19 protein-coding genes are annotated in these 25447 nt (G+C 61.4%); 11 read left to right on the top strand and 8 right to left on the bottom strand.

All coding sequences use genetic code 11. The features are described 5' to 3' along the window. From rep to ACXWUF_RS03135, 6 genes are all read right to left on the bottom strand, one after another. Positions 1-1991, bottom strand: a 1991-nt coding sequence (gene rep, locus ACXWUF_RS03160) for a DNA helicase Rep (RefSeq protein WP_458493202.1), incomplete at its 3' end; no start/stop codon positions are given. 149 nt (positions 1992-2140) lie between these two features. Beyond that, on the bottom strand, positions 2141-3664 hold the full coding sequence (locus ACXWUF_RS03155; RefSeq protein WP_458493201.1) for a YifB family Mg chelatase-like AAA ATPase: 1524 nt from the start codon (positions 3662-3664) through the stop codon (positions 2141-2143). 21 nt (positions 3665-3685) lie between these two features. Continuing rightward, on the bottom strand, positions 3686-4003 hold the full coding sequence (gene ubiK / locus ACXWUF_RS03150; protein WP_458493200.1) for a ubiquinone biosynthesis accessory factor UbiK: 318 nt from the start codon (positions 4001-4003) through the stop codon (positions 3686-3688). A 42-nt stretch (positions 4004-4045) separates the two neighbouring features. Next, positions 4046-6175 carry a putative bifunctional diguanylate cyclase/phosphodiesterase gene (locus ACXWUF_RS03145; protein WP_458493199.1) on the bottom strand — a complete coding sequence of 710 codons (2130 nt, stop codon included), beginning with the start codon at positions 6173-6175 and terminating at the stop codon, positions 4046-4048. Positions 6176-6475: 300 nt separating this feature from the next. Continuing rightward, the gene (locus ACXWUF_RS03140) at positions 6476-7027 is read right to left on the bottom strand and encodes a GTP-binding protein (protein ID WP_458493198.1); all 552 of its coding nucleotides are present in this window, start codon (positions 7025-7027) and stop codon (positions 6476-6478) included. Then, positions 7008-8285 carry a hypothetical protein gene (locus tag ACXWUF_RS03135; RefSeq protein WP_458493197.1) on the bottom strand — a complete coding sequence of 426 codons (1278 nt, stop codon included), beginning with the start codon at positions 8283-8285 and terminating at the stop codon, positions 7008-7010. The genes ACXWUF_RS03140 and ACXWUF_RS03135 overlap by 20 nt, the downstream gene beginning before the upstream one ends. A gap of 673 nt (positions 8286-8958) precedes the next feature. On the opposite strand from ACXWUF_RS03135, the gene glnK reads away from it, so the two are divergent. From glnK to ACXWUF_RS03115, 4 genes are all read left to right on the top strand, one after another. Then, a complete protein-coding gene (gene glnK / locus ACXWUF_RS03130; RefSeq protein ID WP_458493196.1) occupies positions 8959-9297 on the top strand; it encodes a P-II family nitrogen regulator in 339 nt (112 codons plus the stop codon). A gap of 21 nt (positions 9298-9318) precedes the next feature. Next, positions 9319-10725 carry an ammonium transporter gene (locus ACXWUF_RS03125; RefSeq protein WP_458493195.1) on the top strand — a complete coding sequence of 469 codons (1407 nt, stop codon included), beginning with the start codon at positions 9319-9321 and terminating at the stop codon, positions 10723-10725. A gap of 502 nt (positions 10726-11227) precedes the next feature. Next, positions 11228-12550 (top strand): ammonium transporter, encoded by a 1323-nt coding sequence (locus ACXWUF_RS03120; RefSeq protein ID WP_458493203.1) that lies wholly within the window; start codon positions 11228-11230, stop codon positions 12548-12550. Positions 12551-12953: 403 nt separating this feature from the next. Next, positions 12954-13442, top strand: coding sequence for a hypothetical protein (locus ACXWUF_RS03115; RefSeq protein WP_458493194.1), 489 nt, complete (start codon positions 12954-12956; stop codon positions 13440-13442). Between the two features lie 76 nt (positions 13443-13518). Here the strand turns inward: ACXWUF_RS03115 and ACXWUF_RS03110 are convergent, their stop codons facing one another. Further along, positions 13519-14892, bottom strand: a complete 1374-nt coding sequence (locus ACXWUF_RS03110) for a sigma-54-dependent transcriptional regulator (protein WP_458493193.1) — start codon at positions 14890-14892, stop codon at positions 13519-13521. A gap of 962 nt (positions 14893-15854) precedes the next feature. Between ACXWUF_RS03110 and ACXWUF_RS03105 the strand changes: the two genes are divergently transcribed. From ACXWUF_RS03105 to ggt, 7 genes are all read left to right on the top strand, one after another. Continuing rightward, a complete protein-coding gene (locus ACXWUF_RS03105) occupies positions 15855-16040 on the top strand; it encodes a hypothetical protein (RefSeq protein ID WP_458493192.1) in 186 nt (61 codons plus the stop codon). 953 nt (positions 16041-16993) lie between these two features. Then, positions 16994-17413 (top strand): secondary thiamine-phosphate synthase enzyme YjbQ, encoded by a 420-nt coding sequence (locus tag ACXWUF_RS03100; RefSeq protein WP_458493191.1) that lies wholly within the window; start codon positions 16994-16996, stop codon positions 17411-17413. Further along, entirely contained in the window at positions 17403-18638 is a 1236-nt protein-coding gene (locus ACXWUF_RS03095; protein ID WP_458493190.1) for a TIGR03862 family flavoprotein, read from the top strand. Before ACXWUF_RS03100 ends, ACXWUF_RS03095 begins: the two co-directional genes overlap by 11 nt. A 304-nt stretch (positions 18639-18942) precedes the next feature. Continuing rightward, positions 18943-20232, top strand: a complete 1290-nt coding sequence (locus ACXWUF_RS03090) for a citrate synthase (RefSeq protein WP_458493189.1) — start codon at positions 18943-18945, stop codon at positions 20230-20232. Between the two features lie 219 nt (positions 20233-20451). Further along, positions 20452-20979, top strand: coding sequence for a glycine-rich domain-containing protein (locus ACXWUF_RS03085; protein WP_458493188.1), 528 nt, complete (start codon positions 20452-20454; stop codon positions 20977-20979). A 174-nt stretch (positions 20980-21153) separates the two neighbouring features. Then, entirely contained in the window at positions 21154-21579 is a 426-nt protein-coding gene (locus ACXWUF_RS03080; RefSeq protein ID WP_458493187.1) for a DUF2845 domain-containing protein, read from the top strand. A 282-nt stretch (positions 21580-21861) separates the two neighbouring features. Then, positions 21862-23568, top strand: coding sequence for a gamma-glutamyltransferase (ggt, locus tag ACXWUF_RS03075; protein WP_458493186.1), 1707 nt, complete (start codon positions 21862-21864; stop codon positions 23566-23568). Between the two features lie 109 nt (positions 23569-23677). Here ggt and pap read toward each other — a convergent pair whose 3' ends face one another. Next, entirely contained in the window at positions 23678-25159 is a 1482-nt protein-coding gene (gene pap / locus ACXWUF_RS03070; protein WP_458493185.1) for a polyphosphate:AMP phosphotransferase, read from the bottom strand. Between the last annotated feature and the right edge of the window lie 288 nt (positions 25160-25447).

The raw sequence follows: 25447 nt of genomic DNA, 5'->3' as shown, positions 1-25447 counted from the left end.
CGGATATTCGCCAAATGGGCCATACCGCGCTCCTTCTTCGTTTCCGGGTCTAGCGCCTTGCGGGCGGTCCATTCCAGCTCATCCTCCGGCAACTCGCTCAGGAAGCGGCTGGGCTGGCACTCCACAATATCGCCATGGCGTTTGCGGTGGGTGCAATAGCTCAAGGTCAACAGCCGCTGCGCCCGCGTGATGCCCACATAGGCCAAGCGGCGTTCCTCTTCCACGTTGCCCTCGTCGATGCTGGTCTGGTGCGGCAGGATGTTCTCCTCCATGCCGACCAGATACACATAAGGGAACTCCAAGCCCTTCGCGGCGTGCAAGGTCATCAGGTGAACCCGGTCGCTGGTGTTCTCCTCCTCATTGCGGTCGAGGATGTCCAGCAGCATGATGCGGGCGACGACTTCGGCGAGGCTCTTTTTCTTGGCCTCGTCGTCTTGCGTGGCGATGCGCTTGAGCCAATCCAGCAACTCCCGCACTTGGCCCATCTTGCGGCGGGCGGCGTCCTTGCTGTCGAGGCTTTCGAGCAGCCAGTTCTCGTAGCCCACATCGGCGATGAATTGGTCGATCACCGCGAAGGTGTCGCCCCGCCCTGCCCTATCGGCCACATCGGTCAAGTGGCCGCAGAAGCGCTGCAAGCGGTTTAGGGCGGCGTCGCCAAGTTCTTGGCTCAAGCCGAATTCTTGGCAGGCGGCGAACAGGCTGATATGTCGCCGGTTGGCGTAGGTGCCGAGCTTTTCCAGCGTGGCCGGGCCGATTTCCCGGCGCGGCACATTGACCACCCGCAGGAAGGCCGCGTCATCGTCCGGGTTCACCAGCAGCCGCAGATAGGCCATGACGTCCTTGATTTCCGCATAGCCGAAGAAGGACATGCCGCCGCTGATGTGATAGGGAATGCCGGCTTCCCGCAACGCCTGCTCGAACAGCTTCGATTGGTGATTGCCCCGGTACAGGATGGCGTAATGCCGGAACTGGGTGGCGTGGCGGAACTTGTGGTGGATGAGATCAGACGCGACTTGCCGGGCTTCGGCGGTTTCGTTCTTGTGGTGCAACACCCGCAGCAAATCACCGGGACCGAAGGCGCTCCACAGGCGCTTCTCGAAGACATGCGGATTATTGGCGATGAGCTTATTCGCCGCTTTCAGGATGCGCCCGGTGGAGCGGTAATTCTGTTCCAGCTTGATGACCTTGAGCCGGGGAAAATCCTTCTGCAATTGCGCCAAATTCTCCGGCTGCGCCCCGCGCCAGGAATAAATGGATTGGTCGTCATCGCCCACCACGGTGAAGCGGCCCAGCGTCCCGGCCAGCAGCTTGACCATTTGATACTGGGTCAGGTTGGTGTCCTGGTATTCGTCCACCAATAAATAGCGGATTTTGTTGCGCCATTTCTCCAGGATGTCCGGCTTATCCTGGAACAGCAGCACCGGCAGCAAAATTAGGTCGTCGAAATCCACCGCGTTATAGGATTTCATGTGCCGAAAGTACGCCTCGTACAACTGCGCCGTGCCCGGCTCGATCACGCCGCCCGTGTCCACGGCCTGCTCCGGCGTGATGAACAGATTCTTCCAGCGGCTGATTTGCCAGGCATAGGCTTCCGCCTTGTCGATATCCACCGCCGCCGCGCCGTGCTTGATGAGTTCCTTCACCAGCACCAGCCGGTCGTGCTCATCGAAGATGGAAATGGCCTTCTTGAAGCCCAGCGCGGCGTGTTCCCGGCGCACGATGTCGAGTCCGAGCGCGTGGAAGGTGGAGACGGTCAGCCCCCGGATATTCTTGTCATCGACGATCTTCCCCACCCGCGTTTTCATTTCCCGCGCCGCCTTGTTGGTGAAGGTGACGGCGGCGATGTTCCGGGCGGGCGTGCCCTGTTTAATGAGGTGGGCGATTTTCTCGGTGATGACCTTGGTTTTGCCGCTACCGGCCCCGGCGAGGACCAGCAGCGGGCAATCCACCGTGATGACGGCGGCGTGTTGTTGGGGGTTGAGGTCGGGCATGGGGGAAGTTGAATTGGGCGGGGATGGTCCGCCATTTTACCGGGATACGTGGGCAATGATCGGTTCGCGTCCCGTATCTCGGCAGGATACGCTTGCAATGAATAGGATGGGTGGCGCTTGCGGAACCCATCCATAGAACCGCTAGAAGATCAGCCCTTTCCAGTTCTGACCATCCGATCCAGTCGCCGATAGCCAATCGCCTCGCTCAGATGTGGCACGGCGATATGCTCGGCACCGTTCAAATCGGCGATGGTGCGGGCCAGCTTGAGGATGCGGTGATAGGCGCGGTGCGATAGCCCCAGTTTTTCGATGGCGCTTTCCAGGAGCCGATGGCCGTCGTCGCCGACCGCGCAGACCCGCTTGATTTGCTGGGGATTCAACCACGCATTGGGTCGGCCCGTGCGCTCCATCGCTTTGCGGCGGGCGGCCATCACCCGCTCGCGGATGGTGGCGCTGGACTCCTCGCCGCCGGGCGTGCCGTGGCGCAGCATCTCATGGGACACCCTCGGCACCTCAATGTGCATGTCGATGCGGTCCAGCAAAGGGCCGGAAATCCTGGCCCGGTAGCGCAAGACCTGCTCGGCGGTGCAGCGGCAACGCCCGGTGGCGTCGCCGAGATAGCCGCAGGGACAGGGATTCATGGCCGCGACCAGTTGGAAGCGGGCCGGGAAGTCCACCTGCCGGGCGGCGCGGGAAATGGTGATGGAGCCGGTTTCCAGGGGTTCGCGCAGCACTTCCAGCACCTTGCGGTCGAATTCGGGCAGTTCATCCAAGAACAAGACACCATTGGTCGCGAGGGACACCTCACCCGGCTTCGGATTGCCGCCGCCACCCACCAGGGCCGGGGCGGACGCGGTGTGATGCGGGGAGCGGAAAGGCGGACGCCGCCAATGGCGCGGATCGAACGGCACCTCGCTGACTGAGGCAATGGCCGCGCTTTCCAGGGCTTCATCATCGCTGAGCGGCGGCATGATGCCGGGCAAACGCGAGGCCAACATGGATTTGCCGGTGCCCGGCGGTCCCAGCATCAACAAGTTGTGGCGACCCACGGCGGCGACCTCCAGGGCGCGTTTGGCGTGGTAATGCCCATGCACATCGGCGAAATCGGGCACGTCCACCCCATCGGATTCCAGCGGCTCGATAGGCTCGAACTCGATCCGGCGCTGGCCGTTGAGGTGAGCGCAGACCTCCAGCAAATGACCGGCGGGCAGGATGTTCACGTCTTCCACCAGAGCGGCTTCGGCGGCGTTCTCGCGGGGCACCAGCAGCGCCCGACCGGCGTTGCGGGCCTGGATCGCCACCGGCAGCACGCCCGCCACCGGGCGCAGCTCGCCGCCCAAGGACAGTTCGCCCACGCACTCCACATCCAGCAGCGGCGCGGTGCGCAATTGGCCGGACGCCGCCAGAATCCCCAGGGCGATGGCGAGATCGAACCGCCCGCCCTCCTTGGGAATGTCGGCGGGCGCCATGTTGACGGTGATGCGTTGCAGCGGGAATTCGAAATTAGAGTTGAGCAAAGCGCCGCGCACGCGGTCCTTGCTCTCCTTCACGGCGGTTTCCGGCAGGCCCACCAGCGAGAGGCTGGGCAGGCCGTTGGAAATATGGACCTCGACCGTGACCAGCGGCGCGTGGATGCCTTGCCGACCACGGGTGTAAACAATAGCCAAGGACATGGCGCTATCCCCCGTCCCGGATCAAGGAGCCAGCGTTTGCTTTTCCAACTCGGCGATCCGAGCCTCCAGCGCTGCCAGTTGCTCGCGGGTGCGGGCCAGCACGGCCCGTTGGACATCGAATTCCTCCCGGCTGACCAAGTTCATTTTGCTGAACGAGGCTTGCAGGATGGCGTGGAAATTCTTCTCCATGTCGCTTTTGAAGAGCCGCACATCGGCGGGGATGGCTTCGGCGAGGCGTTTGGCGAGGTCGTTCAAGGTGGTGGTGTCGAGCATGGCGGTATGAGTCATGGTGGGCTGAAAGCTTGGCTTGGCAATCGTATCGCAGAATGGCCGGAGCATGTAAGGATTTGGCCGGGGCCGTCTAACAAAACCGCTCGTGGTTCAGCCCATGGCGACTTGCTTACCAACGCCGCCCTTCTTAATGGCGTTGAGCCGGTCGATCAAATCGTTGGCGGGCAGGGGCGGGCTGTAGTAGTAGCCTTGGATCAAATCGCAATTAAGTTGCCTGAGAAACTCCAACTGCGCCCGGGTTTCCACGCCCTCCGCCACGACCGTCAGTTCCAGGCTGTGGGCCAGGGCGGCGATGGCCCGGACAATGCGGGTGTCGCCTGAAGGCGTGCCGATGTCCCGCACGAAGGATTGGTCGATCTTGAGGATATCCACCGGGAACATGCGGAGATAACTCAGCGAGGAATAGCCGGTGCCGAAGTCGTCGATGGCCAGCGACACGCCGCGCTGCTTCAGGCTGCGCATGATTTCGGCGGTCTGCTCGGGATTGCCCATGACGGCGGACTCGGTGATTTCAAATTCCAGGCGGGTCCGGTCCACGCCGGTTTCTTCCAGAATGGCGTCGATGCGGCTCAGCAGGTTCTTCTGGCGGAATTGCTGGGCCGACAGGTTGATCGCCACCGACAGGTCGATGCCTTCGGACTTCCATTTCTTGATCTGGGCGCTGACCGCCCGCAGCAGCCATTCGCCGATGGGACCGATCAGCCCGGTCTGCTCGGCGATGGGAATGAACCGGCCCGGCGAGACCATGCCCCGCGACGGATGCCGCCAGCGCAGCAACGCCTCCACCGAGTGGCACTGCTCGCTGTCCATTTCGAACTTGGGCTGGTAATAGACTTGCAGCTCGTTCCGCTCCAAGGCGAAGCGCAGGTCGTTTTGCAGGGAAAGCTGCTCCACTGGCACGATCTTGGGCAGTTCGTTGTAATACTGGAACTGGTTGCGGCCCATGTCCTTGGCGTTGTACATGGCGGAGTCGGCCATCTTGATGAGATGGTCCACGTCGGAATGGTCGTTGGGGTACAGGCTGATGCCGAGGCTGGCGGTCACAAACAAATCGTGTCCACCCAGGGCGAAGGGCCGGCTCAAGGCTTGTTGGATGGTCGCCGCCGCCGCCCCGGCGATTTTCTGATGGCGCAGCTCCGGCATGATGATGGCGAATTCGTCGCCCCCTAAGCGGGCGATGACATCCTTGTCGCCCACGCATTCCCGCAAGCGCTGGGCGACCGCCACCAGCAGTTGATCGCCGTAGTCGTGGCCCAGGCTGTCGTTGATGTCCTTGAAGCGGTCCAGGTCCAGGTACATCACCGCGAACGAGGTGCCGTCACGCCCGGCGGCGAGGAAAATCTGCTCTAGGCGCTGCTTGAACAAGGTGCGGTTGGGCAAGCTGGTGAGCGGGTCGTAATAGGCCAGCCGCCGGATGGTCTCCTCCGAGTTCTTCACTTCGGTGATGTCGTGGGAGACCGCCACGAAGTGGGTGGTCTTGCCGTCGTCGTTGCGGATGGGGGCGAAGTATTTCAGGCACCAAAACAGGTCGCCATTCTTTTTCCGCTCCAGCAATTCGCCTTCCCAGGTTTCGCCCCGATTCAGGGTGTTCCAAAGCTCAACGGACACATGCTGGTCGGTTTCCTTGGCCATCAGCACGGAGGCGCGGCGTCCCCGGACCTCTTTTTCGGTGTAGCCGGTGATTTTGCAGAACGCCGGGTTGCAATATTCCACCCGGCCCTGGGTGTCGATGATGAGCACCATGCTGGAGCTATGCTCGACCGCCAGGGACAGCTTGCGCAATTCGTCCTCGGTCTGTTTGTGCCGTTCCAATAAGGTGCTTAATTCCTGGCCCACATCGCTGAAGGTGTTTTTTTCCGGCGAGGGGAACAGCAAGCCGAACAGCAAGCGCCCCGCCACGGCGACCGCGCCCATGGCGGACAAGCCCACCAATACCCGGAGGCTTAGCGCCAGCCAGCCGTTCGGATACCAATAGCCGGGCACGCCCAACAAATAAGGGATGCCGCAAAAAATAGCGAGCAGGGCGGAAGTCCGAAGAAGATTGGCGTAAGGAGCAAGCTCAAGTTGACGCCTGGATAATAAAAAAAGACACCCAGCCGTCAACCCATACACCAGCGCGATGAGCGCATCAAAAGAAGCATGTAGCCATGCCGGGTAGGCTCCACTCCCATCGGGCGAGAGTCCGGCCATGGCGAACAGCGGGGAAAAGAAATCTGTCATAGGTGACGGCTAAAATAAGTGCTTCCGGCCTGAGCTACAAGCCCTTTCACAGCACGTCCCCGATGCGGAAACGCGGGAGTTTCTAAGCCATTCCCTAACCAACCGGCCCCGGAATAGGTTTTTTCGTCTGCCGGTCGAACTTTTGGGTGGAATTCGGGGCGATGCCATCCGGTAATTATCGTTCAATAACCGCGTTTTCGTCCCGATAATTCACAGGGCGGCGATACTCTAGCGTTCGGACACCCCGGGGATCCCACGATACCCCCGAGTTAATACAGGTAATATTACCCTGCCAAGCCGTCAACCATATTCCAGCACTGACAATAAGGCGTTTATCAGCAGCACCACATCGCCCGGCTCGCGGGCATCGGCCCGTAACACGGGCCAGTTTTCACCGCGCTCGTTAAGGCACTGATAATAATCGGATATATCCGGGGTGGTCGCCACGTCCAAATGAGTGACGCCAATCACCGCCGGTTGATTCTTGAGGAAATCGGCGTTGAGGTTGAGATAGTAATCCAGCTCCTCCAAGGGATTGGGCAGGGAGTTATTCACCAGGACGATCAACCCCAGGGCGCCCTTGGTGAGGATATGGCACATGAAATCGAAGCGGCGTTGGCCCGGCGTGCCGTAGAGATTCAGCTTCGTCCCGTCTTCCAGGGTCAGTTCGCCGTAATCCATGGCGACGGTCGTGCTGCTTTTGCGGAATCCCACGTCATCGCTGGGCTTCGCCTCGGTCAAGATGGGCGGCACCTCGCTGATGGCGGCAATGGCCGTGGTCTTGCCCGCCCCGACGCTCCCGGTGAACACCAGTTTGAGATGGCTGGTGGATTTAATAGGCGTGTTCGACATGGATGCCTGCCTTCAGTCCGTCCAGTGCCTTGGCGATCTTGCGGTAGACCGCCCGCTCCCCGTCATTCGTGCTACGCGCCGAGAGATTCTCCCTGCCCGGATGCTCAATGATTTCAGCCGCCGCGCAAGCGTTATGGAAATCCACCACCCTGGCGAGCGGGATGTCGGTGCGTTCGGCGATCACGGTCAGGCTGGCCGCGTTGGACGTCATGAACGCCGCCAGGGAGAAGAACCGGCGGTCCTGCTCCATACAGATGGCGTCCGGCCAGCGCTGCAAGCGCACCGGCTCGTCGGGTCGGCCACCCACCTCCATCCGTCCCCGCGAAGCGCCCAGCGCCGCCAAGAACATCAGCTCGGACAAGGAGCGGGCGGGCATCTTCGGCGTGGTGGACGGCTTCTTGCGACGCACCAACATCCGGCCAACCTGCACCACTTCCTCCTCTTCCGACGGCTCGCAGAGGCCATTGACCACATCCACCTCAAGGTCGATCAACATGGCCGAACTAAACGCGGCGAGGCCCGCCCGGTCGGCCAGGGTGTGGTACTTGCCCGCTTGTGGCGCGATGAACAGCGCGGGAAGGCCGGGCAGCACACAACGCCGCATCTGCCCGTCGGCCAGGGCGCGCTGGATCAGCCCCAGCAGGTATTCACGCGGCTCGAACACGTTGCCGCGCTCAATCAGGCCCAGCACCGAGCAGGCGTTGTAGAAGCTGAACACCTCCGCCAGCGGCACGCCGGTGTTCGCGGCCACGGTCGCCAAGTCGGCGCTTTCCTCGGCCATATAAGCGGCCAGCGTTGGATAGCTGTCGCGATGGAAAAGCACCGAGAAGTCCGGCCAGCGCTTGAGGCGCACCGGATCGTCCGACCGGCAGCCCTGCATAAGCTGCCCACGGGAAGCGCTCAGGGTGGCGTACCACAGCAATTCCGGAAGGGGCCGCGCATTGAGTCCCGCCGGTGCGCCGCTGGCCGCCTGCTTGCGCAGCCACATCCGGCCCACCCGCACGGTTTCGTTGGCGTTCTCCCGCCGCCATTCGGGCAGGCTTTCCACGGTCAGGTCGAAGGGCGCGGCCTGGCAAAGCGCCTCCAACTCCTCCAGCCGGGTCGCCTTGGTGTAGAAAGTGTTCTCCGCCGGGACGAGGTAAACCTCCGAACTATTCGGCAAGGCGCAACGCCGCGCCACGCCGTCGGCCATCGCTTTCTGAATCAGTCCTAGAAAATGAAACGAGGGGTTGAAATTGCCTTCCGCTGCTTGCGTCATAAATCGGCTCGCTGAATTTCAGTGGGTTAAGGGAATGGCGTCTGGAAAAGACCGGCACCCTACCGGGCCGGAGTCTCCTTCAGGCCCGAGCCATGGAAGCGTAAGCGCCAATCGCACGCATGGATTCGCCATCCCTTAAAAGAAAGCAGCGAATGTGCCAACGGTCAATTTCATGTAAACCAAGCCCTTTTTTTTCGGGGTAACCCGAAAAACCCGCCCTATATGGTTTCCGTGGCGTTGGGTGGTCGCGCCCGATTACGATGCGCCCCGCTTGAAAATGAATAACCTAGCTTAATTTGATTTACATACAAACAGCGTTTTTGACGCTTTTAGCAAAATCGCACGATTTTTTCCGAACCCGGATGGCATCCCTCCAACGCCTTGAATTTAAGGGCGCGGACCTGCCCCCGGCCTCGCGAAACGAAAATCCCCGCTAATGTCACGGCTAATTCGCACCAATCAAGTGCAACCAAGGGTGGGTGTTTTATGGTGGTGCATATCTGGCCGCATTCGACCCACTTCGCGAAATTCCACTCGGGCGAATTAGGGCTTTCCGGGCGCTGGCACGGGTACTGCATTAGCCGGTGTGAGTCAGTTGACACATGTTTGACGTTCAGGCTCCGGCCGAACGCCCGCGTATTCCCGACCATAGCCATTGAGGAGAACCCTGTAAATGAAATTCGTGACTGCCATTCTCAAACCATTCAAGCTGGACGATGTCCGCGAGGCTTTGTCCGACGTGGGCATTTCCGGCATCACCGTCACCGAGGTCAAGGGCTTCGGGCGGCAAAAGGGACACACCGAGTTGTACCGGGGCGCGGAATACGTCGTCGATTTCCTGCCCAAGGTCAAGCTCGAAGTCGCCGTGACGGACGAGCAGTTGGACATCGTCCTCGAAGCCATCTCCAAGACCGCCAACACCGGCAAGATCGGCGATGGCAAAATCTTCGTGTTCGAGCTAGAACAGGTCATCCGCATCCGTACCGGCGAGACCGGCGCCGACGCACTTTAATCCAATAAGAAGGGCCACCCCATGCTAAGAATTTTTAGTTCACTTGCTTTATTACTCCTGCTGGGCCAGGCGGGGATCGTTGGCGCGGAAGAAGCCGCTGCCGCTGCCGCCGCCCCGGTTCCGAACAAGGGGGACACCGCTTGGATGATCGTCGCCACCGTGCTGGTCATCCTCATGATCGTGCCCGGACTGGCCCTGTTCTACGGCGGCATGGTGCGCGCCAAGAACATGCTGTCCGTGTTGATGCAGGTTTTCGTCATTTTTTCTTTGATGGCCGTGTTGTGGGCCTTGTACGGCTATAGCGTCGCCTTCACCGAGGGCAACGCCTTCTTCGGCGGCTTCAGCAAGGCATTCCTGAAAGGCGTGACGCCGGACTCGGTGGCCGCGACCTTCAGCAAGGGCGTGGTCGTCCCCGAATACATCTACATCGCCTTCCAGCTCACCTTCGCCGCCATCACCCCGGCCCTTATCGTGGGCGCCTTCGCCGAGCGGGTGAAGTTCTCCGGCGTGCTGCTGTTCATGGTGATCTGGTTCACCTTCTCTTATCTGCCCATCGCCCACATGGTGTGGTACTGGGCCGGTCCCGATCTCTACACCGACGCCAAGGCCGCCGAAGCCGCTGCCGCCACCGCCGGGTTCCTGTTCCAGAAAGGTGCCCTGGACTTCGCGGGCGGCACCGTAGTTCACATCAACGCCGGTATCGCCGGGCTGGTGGGCTGTATCGTCATTGGCAAGCGGCTCGGTTTCGGGCGCGAATCCATGGCCCCGCACAGCGTCACCATGACCATGATCGGCGCGTCCCTGCTGTGGGTGGGCTGGTTCGGCTTCAACGTCGGCTCCAACCTGGAAGCCAACGGTCTCGCCGCCCTGGTGTTCGTCAACACCCTGCTCGCCACCGCCGCCGCCACCCTGGCTTGGGTGGGCGCGGAATGGTTGGCTCGCGGTAAGCCCAGCATGTTGGGCGGCGCGTCCGGCGCGGTCGCGGGCCTGGTCGCCATCACCCCGGCCTGCGGCTGGTCCGGCCCCATGGGCGCCATCGTCCTGGGATTGCTAGCCGGTGCCGTGTGCTTCTGGTCCGTCACCAAGCTGAAGAACATCCTCGGCTATGACGACTCCCTGGACGTGTTCGGCGTCCACGGCGTCGGCGGCATCATCGGCGCCTTGGGCACCGCCGTGGTGGCCTCACCGGCCTTGGGCGGCACCGGCGTGTGGGACTACGTCTCCAACGCGGTCGCGCCCGATTACAGCATCGGCACGCAGTTCGTCAGCCAAGCCTGGGGCGTGGGCACCGCACTGGTGTGGTCCGGCATCGTTTCGTTCATCGCCTATAAGATCGTGGACCTGACCATTGGCCTCCGCGTCACCGACGAGATCGAACGCCAGGGTCTCGACATCACCGAACACGGCGAAACCGCCTATCACATGTAGCCCCGATCCCCCTTCGGATCGATACTTAGCGGGGTGCCTTCGGGCACCCCTTTTTTTGCTCTGATTTAAGCTGGTGCAAGCCAATCATTCCGGCACCAAGCAAAAGCCCGCTAATCACGCCCGAAACCCACACCAATCCGGCTTGGTATAAGTCCTGCACATAATCCTATTGTCCCTAACCGCCGGTCTCAACCTCGCCGAGGACACGGGGGTTCGAGGCCCATCGCCCCGGAGAAAACATTCAGCTTAGCCAGGTCTGTTAATTTCAAAATATTCGGGAATTCCAATGACAAGAATTTTAAGTTTGACCGCCTTAATCGTTTTATTAAGCCTCAGCCAAACGGCGGCGGCGAAGAAACCCGCCGATTCCCCAGCAGCCGCGCCCGTCGCCAAAACCGCTCCGGCCACGTCCGGCGCGGCCACCAAGCCTGCGGCAGCCATCCCGGCCCCGGTTGCTCAAGCCCCCGTCACGGCACCGACGGCGGCGGCCCCCGTCGCTGCCGTGGCATCCCCGCCCACCCCGGTCAAAGGCGACACCGCTTGGTTGATCGTCGCGACGGTGCTGGTCATTCTCATGGTGTTGCCCGGACTGGCGCTGTTCTATGGCGGCATGGTCCGCGCCAAGAACATGCTGTCGGTCCTGATGCAGATGCTCGCCGTCTTTTCCATGGTGGCGATTCTGTGGGCCTTGTACGGCTACAGCCTCGCCTTCACCGAGGGCAGCGCGATCCTCGGCGGATTCAGCAAGCTGTTCCTGAAAGGAATCACGCCGGGCTCGGTCGCCGCGACTTTCAGCAAGGGCGTGGTCATCCCCGAATACATTTACATCGTTTTCCAACTGACGTTCGCCGCCATCACCCCGGCCCTGATCGTCGGTGCCTTCGCCGAGCGGATGAAGTTCTCCGCCGTGCTGTTGTTCATCGGGCTGTGGTTCACGTTCTCGTATTTGCCCATCGCCCACATGGTCTGGTATTGGCCCGGCCCGGATGCTTACACCGACGCCAAGGCCGCTGCCGCCGCGTCGGCCACCGCCGGGTTCATCTTCCAGAAGGGCGCCCTCGATTTCGCGGGCGGCACCGTGGTCCACATCAACGCCGGCATCGCGGGACTGGTGGGCTGCTTGGTGATCGGCAAGCGCGTCGGCTTCGGGCGCGAACCCATGGCCCCGCACAGCGTCGCCATGACCATGTTCGGCGCGTCCCTGCTGTGGGTGGGCTGGTTCGGCTTCAACGTCGGCTCCAACCTGGAGGCCAACGGTACCGCGTCCCTGGTGTTCGTGAATACCCTGCTGGCCACCGCCGCCGCCACCTTGGCTTGGGCCGCTGTCGAATGGCTGGCGCGGGGCGCGCCCAGCATGTTGGGCGGCGCGTCCGGCGCGGTGGCGGGACTGGTCGCCATCACCCCGGCCTGCGGCTGGTCCGGCCCCATGGGCGCCATTGTCCTGGGATTGCTGGCCGGTGCCGTGTGCTTCTGGGCCGTGACCAGCCTCAAGAATAGGCTGGGGTATGACGACTCCCTGGACGTGTTCGGCATCCACGGCATCGGCGGCACCATCGGCTCCCTCGGCACGGCCATTGTGGCCTCGCCGATGTTGGGCGGCACCGGCGTCTACGATTACGTCGCCAACGCCGTGGGGGACTACAGCATCGGCACCCAATTGGTGAGCCAAGCCTGGGGCGTGCTGACCGCCATGCTCTGGTCGGGCGTGGTCTCCTTCATCGCCTACAAGCTCGTGGACCTGATTATTGGCCTGCGCGTCAGCGAGGAGGTGGAGCGGCAGGGACTCGACATCGCCGAGCATGGGGAGACGGCTTACAACATGTGAGGCAGCGGCTCGTTTGCTGAAAGTTCGTCCGTTCGTGCTGAGCTATCAAAGTATGAACGGACGAACTTTCAGCGGCTTGGGAACCGGCTGAAGCCGGGACTACGAGCGAGTTGGAAACCAGGGGTAGGTCGGGCATGTACTGATGCCCGACGCGGCGGTCTGGCCGAAACGTCGGGCAGGAAATACCTGCCCGACCTACCCCTATCACGTTACTCAATGGCTGACAAAGCACTAGGGCGCTTCGGAACCCTCTTTAATTGCGGGGGGAAACGGTCCATTTTTATCGGAAGGGCATCCGGCGACCCGGACGGGCCACCGCTTTTGCTGCCAATTTTGTGGGGGAGTGCGACAATACCCGGCGAAATTTTCCGCGCCCATGCCGTTACTTTTCCGGGAGACACCCATGAAAAAAGCCTTATTCTTCGCGCTAGCCCTGTTCGCCGCGGCGGCCCAGTCCAGCGAACTGCCCGACCTGAACCTGACCCCCGGCGCCACCGACTCGGAAGTCACCGCGGCCAACATCAAGGAATCCATCTGCAAAGTGACCCATTTCACCTGGACCGAGGGTCACATGCCGCCGGTCTCCTTCCTCGAAAACATCGAGAAGGAGCAACTCAAGCAATACCGTTACACGGACGACAACCTCAAGCATTATCAGATGGACCATCTGATTCCCCTGTCGCTGGGTGGTCATCCCACCGATCCGAAGAACATCTGGCCGCAGGTGTTGCTCGCCAAGTGGTCCGCCCGCCGCAAGGACTACCTGGAGCAAATCCTGCACGACAAGGTTTGCAAGGGCGAAGTCAGCCTGAAGGACGCCCAGGACCAGATTCGCACCAACTGGATCGAGGCGTACAAAAAGTACATCGGCGACCCGGACAAGCATTCTTAATTCGCCTGAGCGATCAGGGATAACATTCCTTGACGGGATGTTATCCCTCCCCCTCCCGTTTTCCGCTCCTCCCCCATCACCCCCTCAAGCCGTTCAACCCCTGCAAGCTGGGCGTCCTGATGGCGTGCTTTTCCATCAGCCGGTACAGCGTGACGCGGGAGACGCCGAGCTGCCGCGCCGCGCTGGAAATATTCTTGGTCTCGGTCAAGGCCCAGATGAGCGCCTGCTCCACCGCACTCGACTTGATCTCCCGGAGCGTCCTGCCAGTGAATTTCACCACTTCCGGCAGCCCCAAATCGGCCTGATTAATCAGCCGCCCATTGGTCAGCACGGCGGCACGGTTCACGCTGGCGATCAGCTCCCGGACGTTGCCCGGCCAGGGGTATTCAAGAATGCGCTCACAGGCGTTGCGGGACAGCCGCTTCATGTCCTTGCGGCGCTCCCGGTTGAAGCGGTCCACCACGTATTCAGCGATTTCCACCGAGTCCGCGCCCCGCTCCCGCAAGGGCGGCACATCCACCTGCAAGACATTGAGCCGGTAATACAAATCCTCCCGCACCACGTTCTGGGCCACGGCGGTCAAGAGCGTGGGGCTGGCCGAGGCGATGATCCTGACATCCACCGGCACCATGTCTTTCGCGCCGATGCGGGTCACGTTCTTTTCCTGGAGGAAGCGCAACAGGCTGACCTGCCCCAACGGCGAAAGGTCTTCGATGCCGTCCAGAAACACCGTGCCGCCCGACCCGGCTTCCAAGTACCCGATGCGGGCGTCGGCGGCCCCGGTGAAGGCGCCCTTGATGTGGCCGAATAACTCGCTCTGAATCAAGGTTTCCGGGATCGCCCCGCAATTGACCGCCACGAAGGGCTTGGCCGAGCGCCGGGATTGGCCGTGGATGGCCCGCGCCACCAACTCTTTGCCGGTGCCGGTTTCCCCGGTGATGATGACCGGCTCGTCGCTGCGGCTGATCTTTTCCATGTCGGCGAACACCCGGCCCATGGCGCGGCTGGAGCCAATCAGGCCGAATTTCTGGTGGGCCGTGGTGCGGAATTCCCGGTGGCTGGCGCTGCCCAGCTTGGCCGCGCCGTAGGCATGGCCGAGGGAGAACAGCAGCCGCTCCATTTCGACGGGGGCGGTGTGGAAATCGAAGAAGAACTCCCGGAGGAAGGCCGCGTGTTCGACGGCGTTGACCAGCAGCGGATCGACGACGGCGATCCACTCGGTGGCGGGGTGCTGGCTCATGGCCTCCGTGAGTTCGCGCTGGGTGTCTTCGTTCAGGTCGGCGCCGAGCAAGACGACGCCCACATAAATTTCTTTGAGGTTGAGCAGCTTATGGGCCTCCCGCCGGTCTGTGAAGACATTGGGATTCCAGCCAGCGCTTTTGAGGCTTTCGATGAAGGTTTTGGGGACGGAACGGTCGGGTTGCAGCAGGATTACATCTCGCTGGCCCATGGGGAATTCTTGGTTTCTCCAATCCGTTGCCGCACGACGGGTTCCGGTCGCTAAGGTCATCCTTTCCACGGTCATTACTCCTTGTTGGCGGGGAATTTGGGCCGGTATTCTTGAGTTTATCGGCCCGGCTAAATGGGGTTTAAATTGGGTAACATCAGTCCATCTCGAATCACGTTCGACACCTTCTTAACCTTGGTTGGGCGGGGTCCATAAAATGGTTTCAGAAGGGTAACAGGCTTGGCTGAATGGTGACGGATGTCGTGGCCGGGCACGCGCCAAGGCCACTATCCGCAACGGTGGGGCGGGCGCTGCAAAAGAGATTGGAGAGAGCATCATTCAACATCCTGTTGCCGACGGGTGATCCGACCCATATCTTGTAACAATCCTTCCTTAACCGCAACAGTGAACCATTCATTCAGCGAATGATTTTTTTGGCTGGGCTGACTTTGGATTTCGATGATGACTGAGGGTATTCGTAAATCTTTACGCAATTAGTGAAACTACTTATCAAATGGGCTTACCTATATGGAATATTACTTATCATGACATTCTGTGGCATGTCAGAATTGATGCGCGGCTTGAGAGTGATTGGGGCGGCGGGAATGGCGGGGAAATTTTCGACGGATCGAGCATTGGTGATTGAGTGTGGGAGGTGTTAGCCGGGGTGGCTTGGATGGAATGCGGAGGTGTTTGGTCCGAACTTGTCTCGATCCCGGTCATGTAGGCTGGGCTTGTCTGCTATAGGGCGAAGGTGTATAAAAAACTTACGAAATTCCCCACTAAAAAAGCAGGTTCAGCACGCAGGCGGGTTAGGGGCGGTTCATACCGTCTTATGCACCCCAAATGGTGTAATAAAAGACGCCTTTGGGGGGTCTATTTCACGTTAGGCTTAAGGATGTTTATGGACATTTTCGGAGAAAACAGATGCTACGAAGGTTTATGTTTGGATTTCTGATTGCAGGATGGACGCATACTATTTTTGCTTTAAGAAGGAAAACGTCGATCAATTAAGCCAGCTTATGGTAACAGGCTGTTCTTTAGGGCAAAGCGTTTCAATCGAAGCTGAAGGCGATGGCGGAATATCTGTTTGGAAAAAAGGCATAAATGGAGTATTTAGAGCTTCAAATGAAGAAATCCATCAGTTATAAAGTTTCTTGAAACTGATCAAGCAACTAGGGATATGTCAAATGATACGCGGGAATGCATGAAACGTTATATGGACCGTATATTTGATGCCATTCTTGGTCCGGGATTGCCGCCTAAGCGACCGGTTACACAGCAGGCGGCACAACCGGAAAAATATGAAAATTCTAGCGTTTATGTGCCCGAAGAAGGGCCATAGGATGCGCTGAGGAACGAAGCGCATCATTCCGACATCCTGATGCGCCTCCTTCGTCGGCACATCCTATGGGCCTGGGCCTCCGCAAAGCCCCAATCCGGCCTACAAACCAAATTTCCGGATTAATGAAATCAAAAGAGGTAACGATTTGAACAGCACCGCAGGCTTACTTTGGGGGGTTTTATTCGGGTCCATCGGATTCGGCTTTTTTATATACGGCAAAAAGCAGCAAGCCATCGTTCCATTACTGTGCGGTGTCGGGTTAATGATATTTCCCTATTTCATATCAAACATTCTCTTGCTAGTGGCGATTGGGGTTGGACTCATCGCCCTGCCGTATTTCGTAAGAATATAACCACCCCTCCCGCCATTCCCAAAGGATCACCCGACAACCCCGTCGGGTTCATCCTTCACCCCCGGCGGTCCATCGCCCAACCCTCAAGGGTCCATCCGTCAACCATCGAAGGTTCATCGTTGATGGCGGAAGGTTCGCCCTTCATCCCAAAAGACTCATCGTTCCACCCTCGCGGGTTCATCATTCATCGCCACAGGTTCAAGCGTCATAGGCGCAAGGCCCAATCTCCAACCTTCCGGGTTCACGCTTCATCCTCCGCCATCGAACGAACAACCCGCCGCCGCCAACGCCGAACCTTCCAGAGCAGCCGCTCAACCCGCCCCACCCAAACCCCGGCTTGTCCCCGCCCCCAATCTCCCGCACCATTCGCACTTTTGCGGCCCCTGCCGTCAGCGGAGAACGCCCCCATGAAGAGCTATCGAAAAGAACTGTGGTTCGAGACCCCGAGCCGGATTTCCTTCACCAACATCACCCCAGACGTGGAAGACTGCCTGCGCGACAGCGGCGTGCAAGAAGGCTTGGTCCTCGTGAACGCCATGCACATCACCTCATCGGTGTTCATCAACGACGACGAATCCGGCCTGCACCGCGACTTCGAAGCCTGGCTGGAAAAACTGGCGCCCCACGAACCCATCAGCCAATACCGCCACAACCGCACCGGCGAAGACAACGGCGACTCCCACCTCAAGCGGCAAGTCATGGGCCGCGAAGTGGTGGTCGCCATCACCGGCGGGCGGCTGGACTTCGGCCCGTGGGAACAGATTTTCTACGGCGAATTCGATGGGCGCCGCCGCAAGCGGGTACTGGTGAAAATCATTGGCGAATAACACCCTCGCCGTCATCGGCGCGGGTCCGGCGGGCTTGATGGCGGCGGAAACGGCGGCGAGTCGCGGCATCCGGGTCGATGTTTACGACGCCATGCCCTCCGTGGGCCGGAAATTCCTGCTGGCTGGCAAGGGCGGTTTAAACCTGACCCACGCCGAACCGCTCGAGCCATTCCTGAACCGTTATGGCGAGCGCCGCGCCGTGCTGGTGCCATGGCTGACCGAATTCGGCCCGACCGCGCTGCGGGATTGGGCGCGGGGGCTGGGCGTCGAAACCTTCGTGGGCAGTTCCGGGCGGGTCTTTCCCACCGAGATGAAGGCCGCGCCGCTGCTGCGGGCCTGGCTGCGGCGTCTGCGGGACCTGGGCGTAATTTTCCATGTGCGGCACCGCTGGCGGGGCTGGGACGAAACCGGCGCGTTGCGTTTCGACGCCCCACAGGGCACGAAAACCGTGCGTCCCGACGCGGCGGTGCTGGCCTTGGGCGGCGGCAGTTGGGCGCGGCTCGGGTCCGACGGCGCTTGGGTGCCCTTGCTGGAAGCGCGTGGAATCGCCGTGCGTCCGTTGCGGCCCGCCAATTGCGGCTTCGATGTGGATTGGAGCGGGCCTTTCCGGGACCGCTATGCAGGCCAGCCGGTTAAGCCCGTGGTGGCGATGTTCACGGACGCGAAAGGCACGCCGCACACTCGGCAGGGCGAGTTCGTCGTCACGGAAAGCGGCGTCGAGGGCAGCTTGATTTACGCCCTGTCGGCCCCCCTGCGCGACACCATTGAGGCGACGGGCGGCGCGACGCTCAGCCTCGATCTCGCGCCGGGCCGCGACCTGGCGCGTCTCGCCGCAACCCTCGCCCAGCCGCGTGGTTCCCGCACCATGGCGAATCATTTGAAGCGGGCGGCGGGCATCGAAGGGGCGAAGGCGGGGCTGCTCCGGGAAGCGCTGTCGGCGGCGGATTTCGCCGACCCGGCCCGCCTCGCCGCCGCCATCAAAGCGCTGCCGGTGCAACTCATCCGCCCGCGCCCGCTGGACGAGGCCATCAGCAGCGCGGGCGGGGTGGCGTTCGAGGATTTGGACGAGCGCTTGATGGTCCAAGCCCGGCCTGGCCTGTTTTGTGCTGGTGAAATGCTGGATTGGGAGGCGCCGACCGGCGGTTATTTGCTGACGGCTTGCTTCGCGACAGGACGGGCGGCGGGCGCGGGCGCGGCGGAGTGGCTGGCATCCGCCACGGATTGAGTGCCTGGGAGTGGGCTTTAGCCCACGATCAGGCGCGGTTGTCGCGGGCTGAAGCACGCCCCCACCTTTGAATAGGTGAATTTATTGTTTCCCGCCCCGGCCCCGCCGCAGGCGAAGCCCCCCCATGGCCCGCGAATCCCGATAAATGCCGCCATTTGCAAGCCATTCGGCTCACGGCGTCCATTTAGCCCTGGCAGGAACAGCGTTTCGGGCGGCGATTTCGCGGTTTCCGTGGGCTAGCCCCTCCCATGCCTTACCGTTACACTGCCCTTAATCTAATAACGTTATGCAGGGGTCCAAAGCCATGTCAGAAACCGCAAAACTTGAACTGGATGGGAAGGTCTTCGAAGTCCCCGTGGTGATCGGCACCGAGAATGAAAAGGGCATCGACGTTACCAACCTTCACGCCTCGACCGGGTACTTCACCCTGGACCCCGGCTACGGCAACACCGGTGCCTGCAAGTCCGCCATCACCTACATCGACGGCGACAAGGGCATCCTCCGCTACCGTGGCTACGACATCGCCGAACTGTGCGAAAAATCCACCTTCATGGAGGTCTGCTACCTGCTGATCTACGGCGAGCTGCCCACCAACGAGCAGTTCACCCGCTTCAAGGAAAAGGTGCTGGTCCACTCCCTCATCCACGAGGACATGAAGAGCTTCTTCACCTCCTATCCCGGCCACGCCCACCCCATGGCGATCCTCTCCGCCATGGTCTGCTCCCTGTCGGTCTACCACCCGGAACTGCTGCGGCCCGACCTCTCCCAGAAGGAAATGAGCCAGAGCATCACCCGCCTGCTGTCCAAGGTGCGCGTGCTGGCGGCCTTCGCCTACAAGCGCTCGGTGGGCGAAGCCTTCGTCTACACCAGGCCGGAACTGGATTACGTGTCGAACTTCATGCACATGATGTTCACCACGCCCATGCAGGACTACGAGCCGAACCCGACAGTCCGCAAGGCGCTGGAAGTGCTGTTCATCCTGCACGCCGACCACGAGCAGAACTGCTCCACCTCCACGGTGCGGATGGTCGGATCGTCCAAGGCCAACCTGTTCGCCTCCATCTCGGCGGGCGTGTGCGCCCTGTGGGGACCGCTGCACGGCGGCGCCAACCAGATGGTGATCGAAATGTTGGAGGACATCGAGAAGGACGGCTGCGATTACAAGAAGTACATCGACAAGGCCAAGGACAAGAAAGACCCGTTCCGGCTGATGGGCTTCGGCCACCGGGTCTACAAGAACTACGACCCCCGCGCCACCATCCTCAAGCGCTACTGTGACGAAATCCTGGAGCAGATGGGCATCCACGATCCCATCCTGGAAATCGCCAAGGGCTTGGAGGAGGCCGCGCTGACCGACCCCTATTTCATCGAGCGGAAGCTCTACCCCAACGTGGATTTCTATTCCGGCATCCTGTACCGGGCCATGGGCATCCCCACCAATATGTTCACGGTGATGTTCGCCCTCGGTCGCCTGCCTGGCTGGATCGCCCACTGGAAGGAAATGGTCGAGGATCCCACAACCCGCATCGCCCGGCCCCGGCAAATCTACACCGGGTCGCCGCTGCGCAAATATGTGCAGGCGGGCGCCCGCTAATCTCTGGTAATTCCCATCCTCCCATGGCAAGGAACGCCGTGGGAAGCCGGGCCACTCTCCCGCCCTAACCGCTGCATCCATCCGTGGACCCGCTCCTGGCCTTCATCCTTTTCGCCGTCATCACGGCGGCGGTGACGGTGCCCCTCCGGCTCGCCCAGAAACGCCGGGAAATCTTCCTCTCCGAATACGCCTTTCCCCCCCGGCATCGCCAAGCGGGTGATGAAGCGCTACCCGCACCTGACGCCGGAGCAAATGGAGCTGGTGTTCGACGCGCTGCGGGAATTCCTCCAGCTCTGCCGACTGTCCCGCCGCCGCATGGTCGCCATGCCCTCGCAAGTGGTGGACGCGGCCTGGCACGAGTTCATCCTGTTCACCCGCACCTACGACCTGTTTTGTCGGCAAGCCTTGGGCCGGTTCCTGCACCACACGCCCGCCGAGGCCATGGCCTCCCCCACCCAGGCCCAGGACGGCATCAAGCGGGCTTGGCGGCTGGCCTGTCACCGCGAAGGCATCAACCCCAAAACCCCCGACCGCCTGCCGTTGCTGTTCGCCATCGACCGCCTGCTGAATATCCCGGATGGTTTTCGTTATGCTGTGAATTGCCAGTCATTCGGCAATGATGACAATATTTACTGCGGCAGCGACATCGGCTGTGGGGGCGGTTGCGGCGGGGACAGCGGCGGCGATGCCAGCGATGGCGGGAGTGACGGCGGTTGCGGAGGCGGCTGTGGCGGGGGCGGCGATTAAGCCTGCCGCAAGCTTGTCAGGACGAGAATCCACACCCGAATCGTAGGATGGGTGGAGCTTCGCGGAACCCATCAAGCCGACGAGTTCGCGCCGCAAAGAATTTCACCGCATTTCCCCCACTCCACGCCGGGTGGCCGTTCGCCTCTCGCAAAAAACCACGAATCGGAGGGGTCCATGTATGGATTTTTAACGGGCTTGATTCTGACACTCATGGCGGGCAACGCCCCGGCCATGATGCGTTGTGACGGCTGGATTATCGAGCCGGGCCAAAAACTATTCGAGGTCCAGCAAAAATGCGGTGACCCGCAATCGTCCGACCGCCACACCGAATGGCGGACGCAAACCACCTTCCAGCAGCAGTGCCAGACCCTTCAGCAGCCGGTCTACCAATCCGTGCCCACCGGCCCAAACAGTTCGCCAGCACAGACCGTGACCTACCTGCCCCGCACCGTCTGTAACAGCGTGCCGGTCAGCTTCACCGTCCCGGCGGAGGTGGAGACTTGGTATTTCGACGACCCCAGCGTGCCCAAGGCGCTGCACTTCGAGAATGGCCGACTAGGTTGGATCGAGGACTTGTGGAAGCTTCGCCATCCGAATTGATCGGCATCTAGCATCGGGAGTACGAGATTCGTCTTGCAGATTTCGTCCCCTCTCCAGCGGGAGAGGGCTAGGGTGAGGGGGTTCTTAAAAGGAATTTTTTCCACCATTTCTTCATAACGCCAAACAGGCAAGCGGACCCCAAGGAAAGAAAATTCCTTCTTGATTCCCCTCGCCCCAACCCTCTCCCGCTGGAGAGGGAGCCTTGAACCGGGAGTGCAAGATTCATCTTGCCCGGCATGAGATCATGGGCCAGATGAATCCCGCACTCCCGATAGGCCCGCCATGAACTTTTCCCAAAACCGTAAACGTCCCCGCTTCCTCGCCCTCATCGCGGCCAGCCTCGGCCTGTTCTTCCTCGACGCCTGCCCCGCCGACACCCGCCCGCCGCCCCAAGCCGCCATCGCCAGCGCCCACCCGTTGGCGACCCGCGCTGGCTTTGAAATCCTCGCCCACGGCGGCAACGCCTTCGACGCCGCCGTGGCGGTGAGCGCGGCCCTGGCGGTGGTGGAACCGGCGGGATCGGGGCTGGGTGGCGGCGGCTTCTGGCTGCTGCGCCGGGCGGCGGATGGCAAGGAAGTCATGCTGGACGGGCGGGAGCGTGCGCCGCTGGCCGCGACGCGGGACATGTACCTGGACAAGTCGTCAGGAAACCCCGTGCCGGATCGTTCGGTCAACGGCCCGCTAGCGGCAGGGATTCCCGGAATGCCTGCGGCGCTGGCCCATCTGGCGGAAAACTACGGGCGTTTGCCGCTGGCGGAAACCCTGGCCCCGGCCATCCGTTACGCCGAGCAAGGCTTTCCAGTCGGCGAGCGGCACCTCAAGCTGCTGACGCCAAGGGTGGAGGCGTTGCGCCGCTATCCCTCGGCCCGAGCCATCTTCCTGCCCGGCGGCAAACCGCCCGAACCCGGCGATCGGCTGGTGGCAAAGGATTTGGCGGACACGCTGCGGACCATGGCCCGCGCTGGCCGGGCCGGGTTCTATGCCGGAGCCACGGCGGAAAAATTGGTGAAAGGCGTGCTACAAGCGGGCGGCATCTGGACTGAGCGGGATTTGGCGGAGTATCGGGTAATTGAGCGCCCTCCCCTGCGCGGCACCTATCGCGGCATCCAAATCACCACCGCCGCGCCGCCCTCGGCGGGTGGGGTCGGGCTGCTGGAAATGCTGAACATCCTCGACGCCTACAACCTTGACGACCTGCCGGAAGTCACCTGCAAACACCTCGTCGTCGAAGCCATGCGCCGGGCCTACCACGACCGCGAGGACCATCTCGGCGACCCGGATTTCGTGGCGATTCCGCTGCTCCGGCTGTTAAGCGTCCACTATGCCGACGGGCTGCGCTCCACCATCCGCCTAGACCGGGCCATGCCCAGCGCCTATCTGAGCCAGCCCACCGCGCCGGAATCCGTGGGCGAACACACCACCCATTTCTCGATCCTGGACAAGGAAGGCAACGCCGTCGCCGCCACGCTCAGCATCAATAATGCCTTCGGTTCCGGCTTCGTGGCACCGGGTACGGGCGTGTTGCTCAACGACGAGATGGACGATTTCGCCGCCAAGCCCGGCTCGCCGAATATTTACGGCCTGGTGGGCGGCGAGGCCAACGCCATCGCGCCGGGCAAGCGGATGTTGTCGAGCATGACGCCAACCTTCCTGGACGATGGCCACCGGCTGGGCCTGCTGGGCACGCCGGGTGGGAGCCGCATCGTGTCCATGGTGCTGCTGGGTGTGTTGGACTTCGCGAAAGGCCACGGGCCGGAGTCGTGGGTGTCTGTGCCGCGCTTCCATCATCAATATCTGCCGGATGTCATCGAGTTCGAATTGGGCGGATTGAGCGCGGCGGAGAAGACGGGGCTGCGCCGCTTGGGGCACGAGTTGAAGGAGGTCGAGCGCCGTTATGGGGATATGCAGGCGGTGTTGTGGGACAGAAAGGCGGGGCGGGTCCGGGCGGCGAGCGATCCACGGGGTGAGGGAGTGGCGGGCGTGGAATGAAACCGCCACCCGCCCTCATGAATGTACGGTAGCGAGCAAGGCCGACTCGGTTTTGAAAACCGAGTCGGCCTATGTGAATGCCGTAAACCCAAAATGAAAACGCTCTAATTCAACCCAACGCCGCCTCGATCCGCTCGCACAGCGTTTTCAAAATCCTGATGCGGGCGTGATATTTATCGTTGGCTGCCACCAGCGTCCAAGGCGCGTCGGGCGTGCCGGTGCGTTCCACCATGTCGCACACGGCGGCTTCGTAAGACCCCCATTTCTCCCGGTTGCGCCAATCTTCGTCGGTGATCTTGTAGCGCTTGAAGCCGGTCTGCTCCCGCTCCTGGAAACGCCGCAATTGCTCGTCCTTGTCGATGGCGAGCCAAAACTTGACCACCACCGCGTTATGCCGGGTGAGTTGCTCCTCGAAATCGACGATCTCGCGATAGGCCCGCATCCAATCGTATTCGGAGCAAAACCCCTCCACCCGTTCCACCAGCACCCGCCCATACCAGGAGCGGTCGAAGATGACCAAGCGCCCTTTGCCCGGCACATGCCGCCAGAACCGCCACAAATAGGGTTGGGCGCGTTCCTCCTCGGTGGGCGCGGCCACGGGAATGATCCGATAGACGCGGGCGTCCAAGGCGCCGGTCACGCGGCGGATGGCACCACCCTTGCCGGCGGCGTCGTTGCCCTCGAACACCGCCAGCACGGAAATATCCCTGAACTTGGCTTCCCGGCTCAGCAGGTTCAAGCGGCCCTGATATTTCTCCAATTGCTTTTCGTAGTCCCTCTTTTCGAGCTTCTGGCCCAAGTCCAAGGCTTTCAGCAGGTGTAGCCCGTCGATGGATGGCATGGGCGGGGCGGCGCTGCTTTCATGGACCGGCGGGGTGGGATCGTCCAGCATCCGGCGCATGGCTTGTAGGATCAGCTTGCCGACGGCGAGGCTCCGATAGCGTGCGTCGGCACCTTCCACCACCATCCACGGCGCTTCCCCGGTGCTGGTGTGGCGCAGGGCGCGTTCCGACACCTTGCGGAATTTGTCGTACAGGGCGAAGCGCTCCCAATCCTGTTCGGTGACGCGCCAGCGGGTGCCGGGGCCTTTCTCCAGTTCCTTGAGGCGCTTGCGCTGCTGATCTTTGGATAGGTGCAGCCAGATTTTCAGGATCAGGGCGTTCTCGTCGGCCAGCATCTTCTCGAAGCGGACCACCTCGTCCATGCGCTGGTCCAGTTCCGGGTTTTTGGTGCGCCCCAGCACCTTGTCGACGATGGGTTGGGTGTACCAGGAGCCGAAGAAGATGCCGATCTTGCCCTTGGGCGGCAGGGTGCGCCAGAACCGCCACATGGCGGGCCGGTCGGCTTCTTCCGGGGTGGGTTCGCCCATGGCGTGGGTCTGGATGTGGCGGGGGTCCATCCACTCGTTGAGCAGGTTGACGATTTCGCTCTTGCCCGCCCCGTCCACGCCGCCCACCAGAATGACGACGGGGAAGCGGGCTTGGTGGACCAAATCGTATTGGGCTTGCAGCAACGCCTCCCGCAAGGCGGGCATCTCTTGCTGATAGGTGGCTTTGTCGATTTTGTGGCCTAACTCGGCGGATTCGAACATGGCTGATTTCCCCCTGACAAGGTTTCGAATGATCATCCGGCCTGATTTGGCAACGGACCACGGCATTTTCGCCTAAAGCTTAAACGGTTTTGGGAGAAAGGCAGGGGCGGGGCTGTGCGCTAGGCACGCTTGACCACGATCAGAATGCGGTCGGATGGGGAAGGGAGAATCGGGGAGAAACCATTCCGGGTTTTCCCCGATGGGAGGGATTCACAAACCTATTAGCTTGACGGGTATTTTCGGTCAGATAGGAAGGCTCAGACTCAACCGTCCCCGGTCGAATGCAGA

The organism is Methylomagnum sp. (assembly GCF_054333355.1).
Note: the sequence above shows the minus strand (reverse complement) of the source record. Positions and strands in the feature narration are given on the sequence as shown.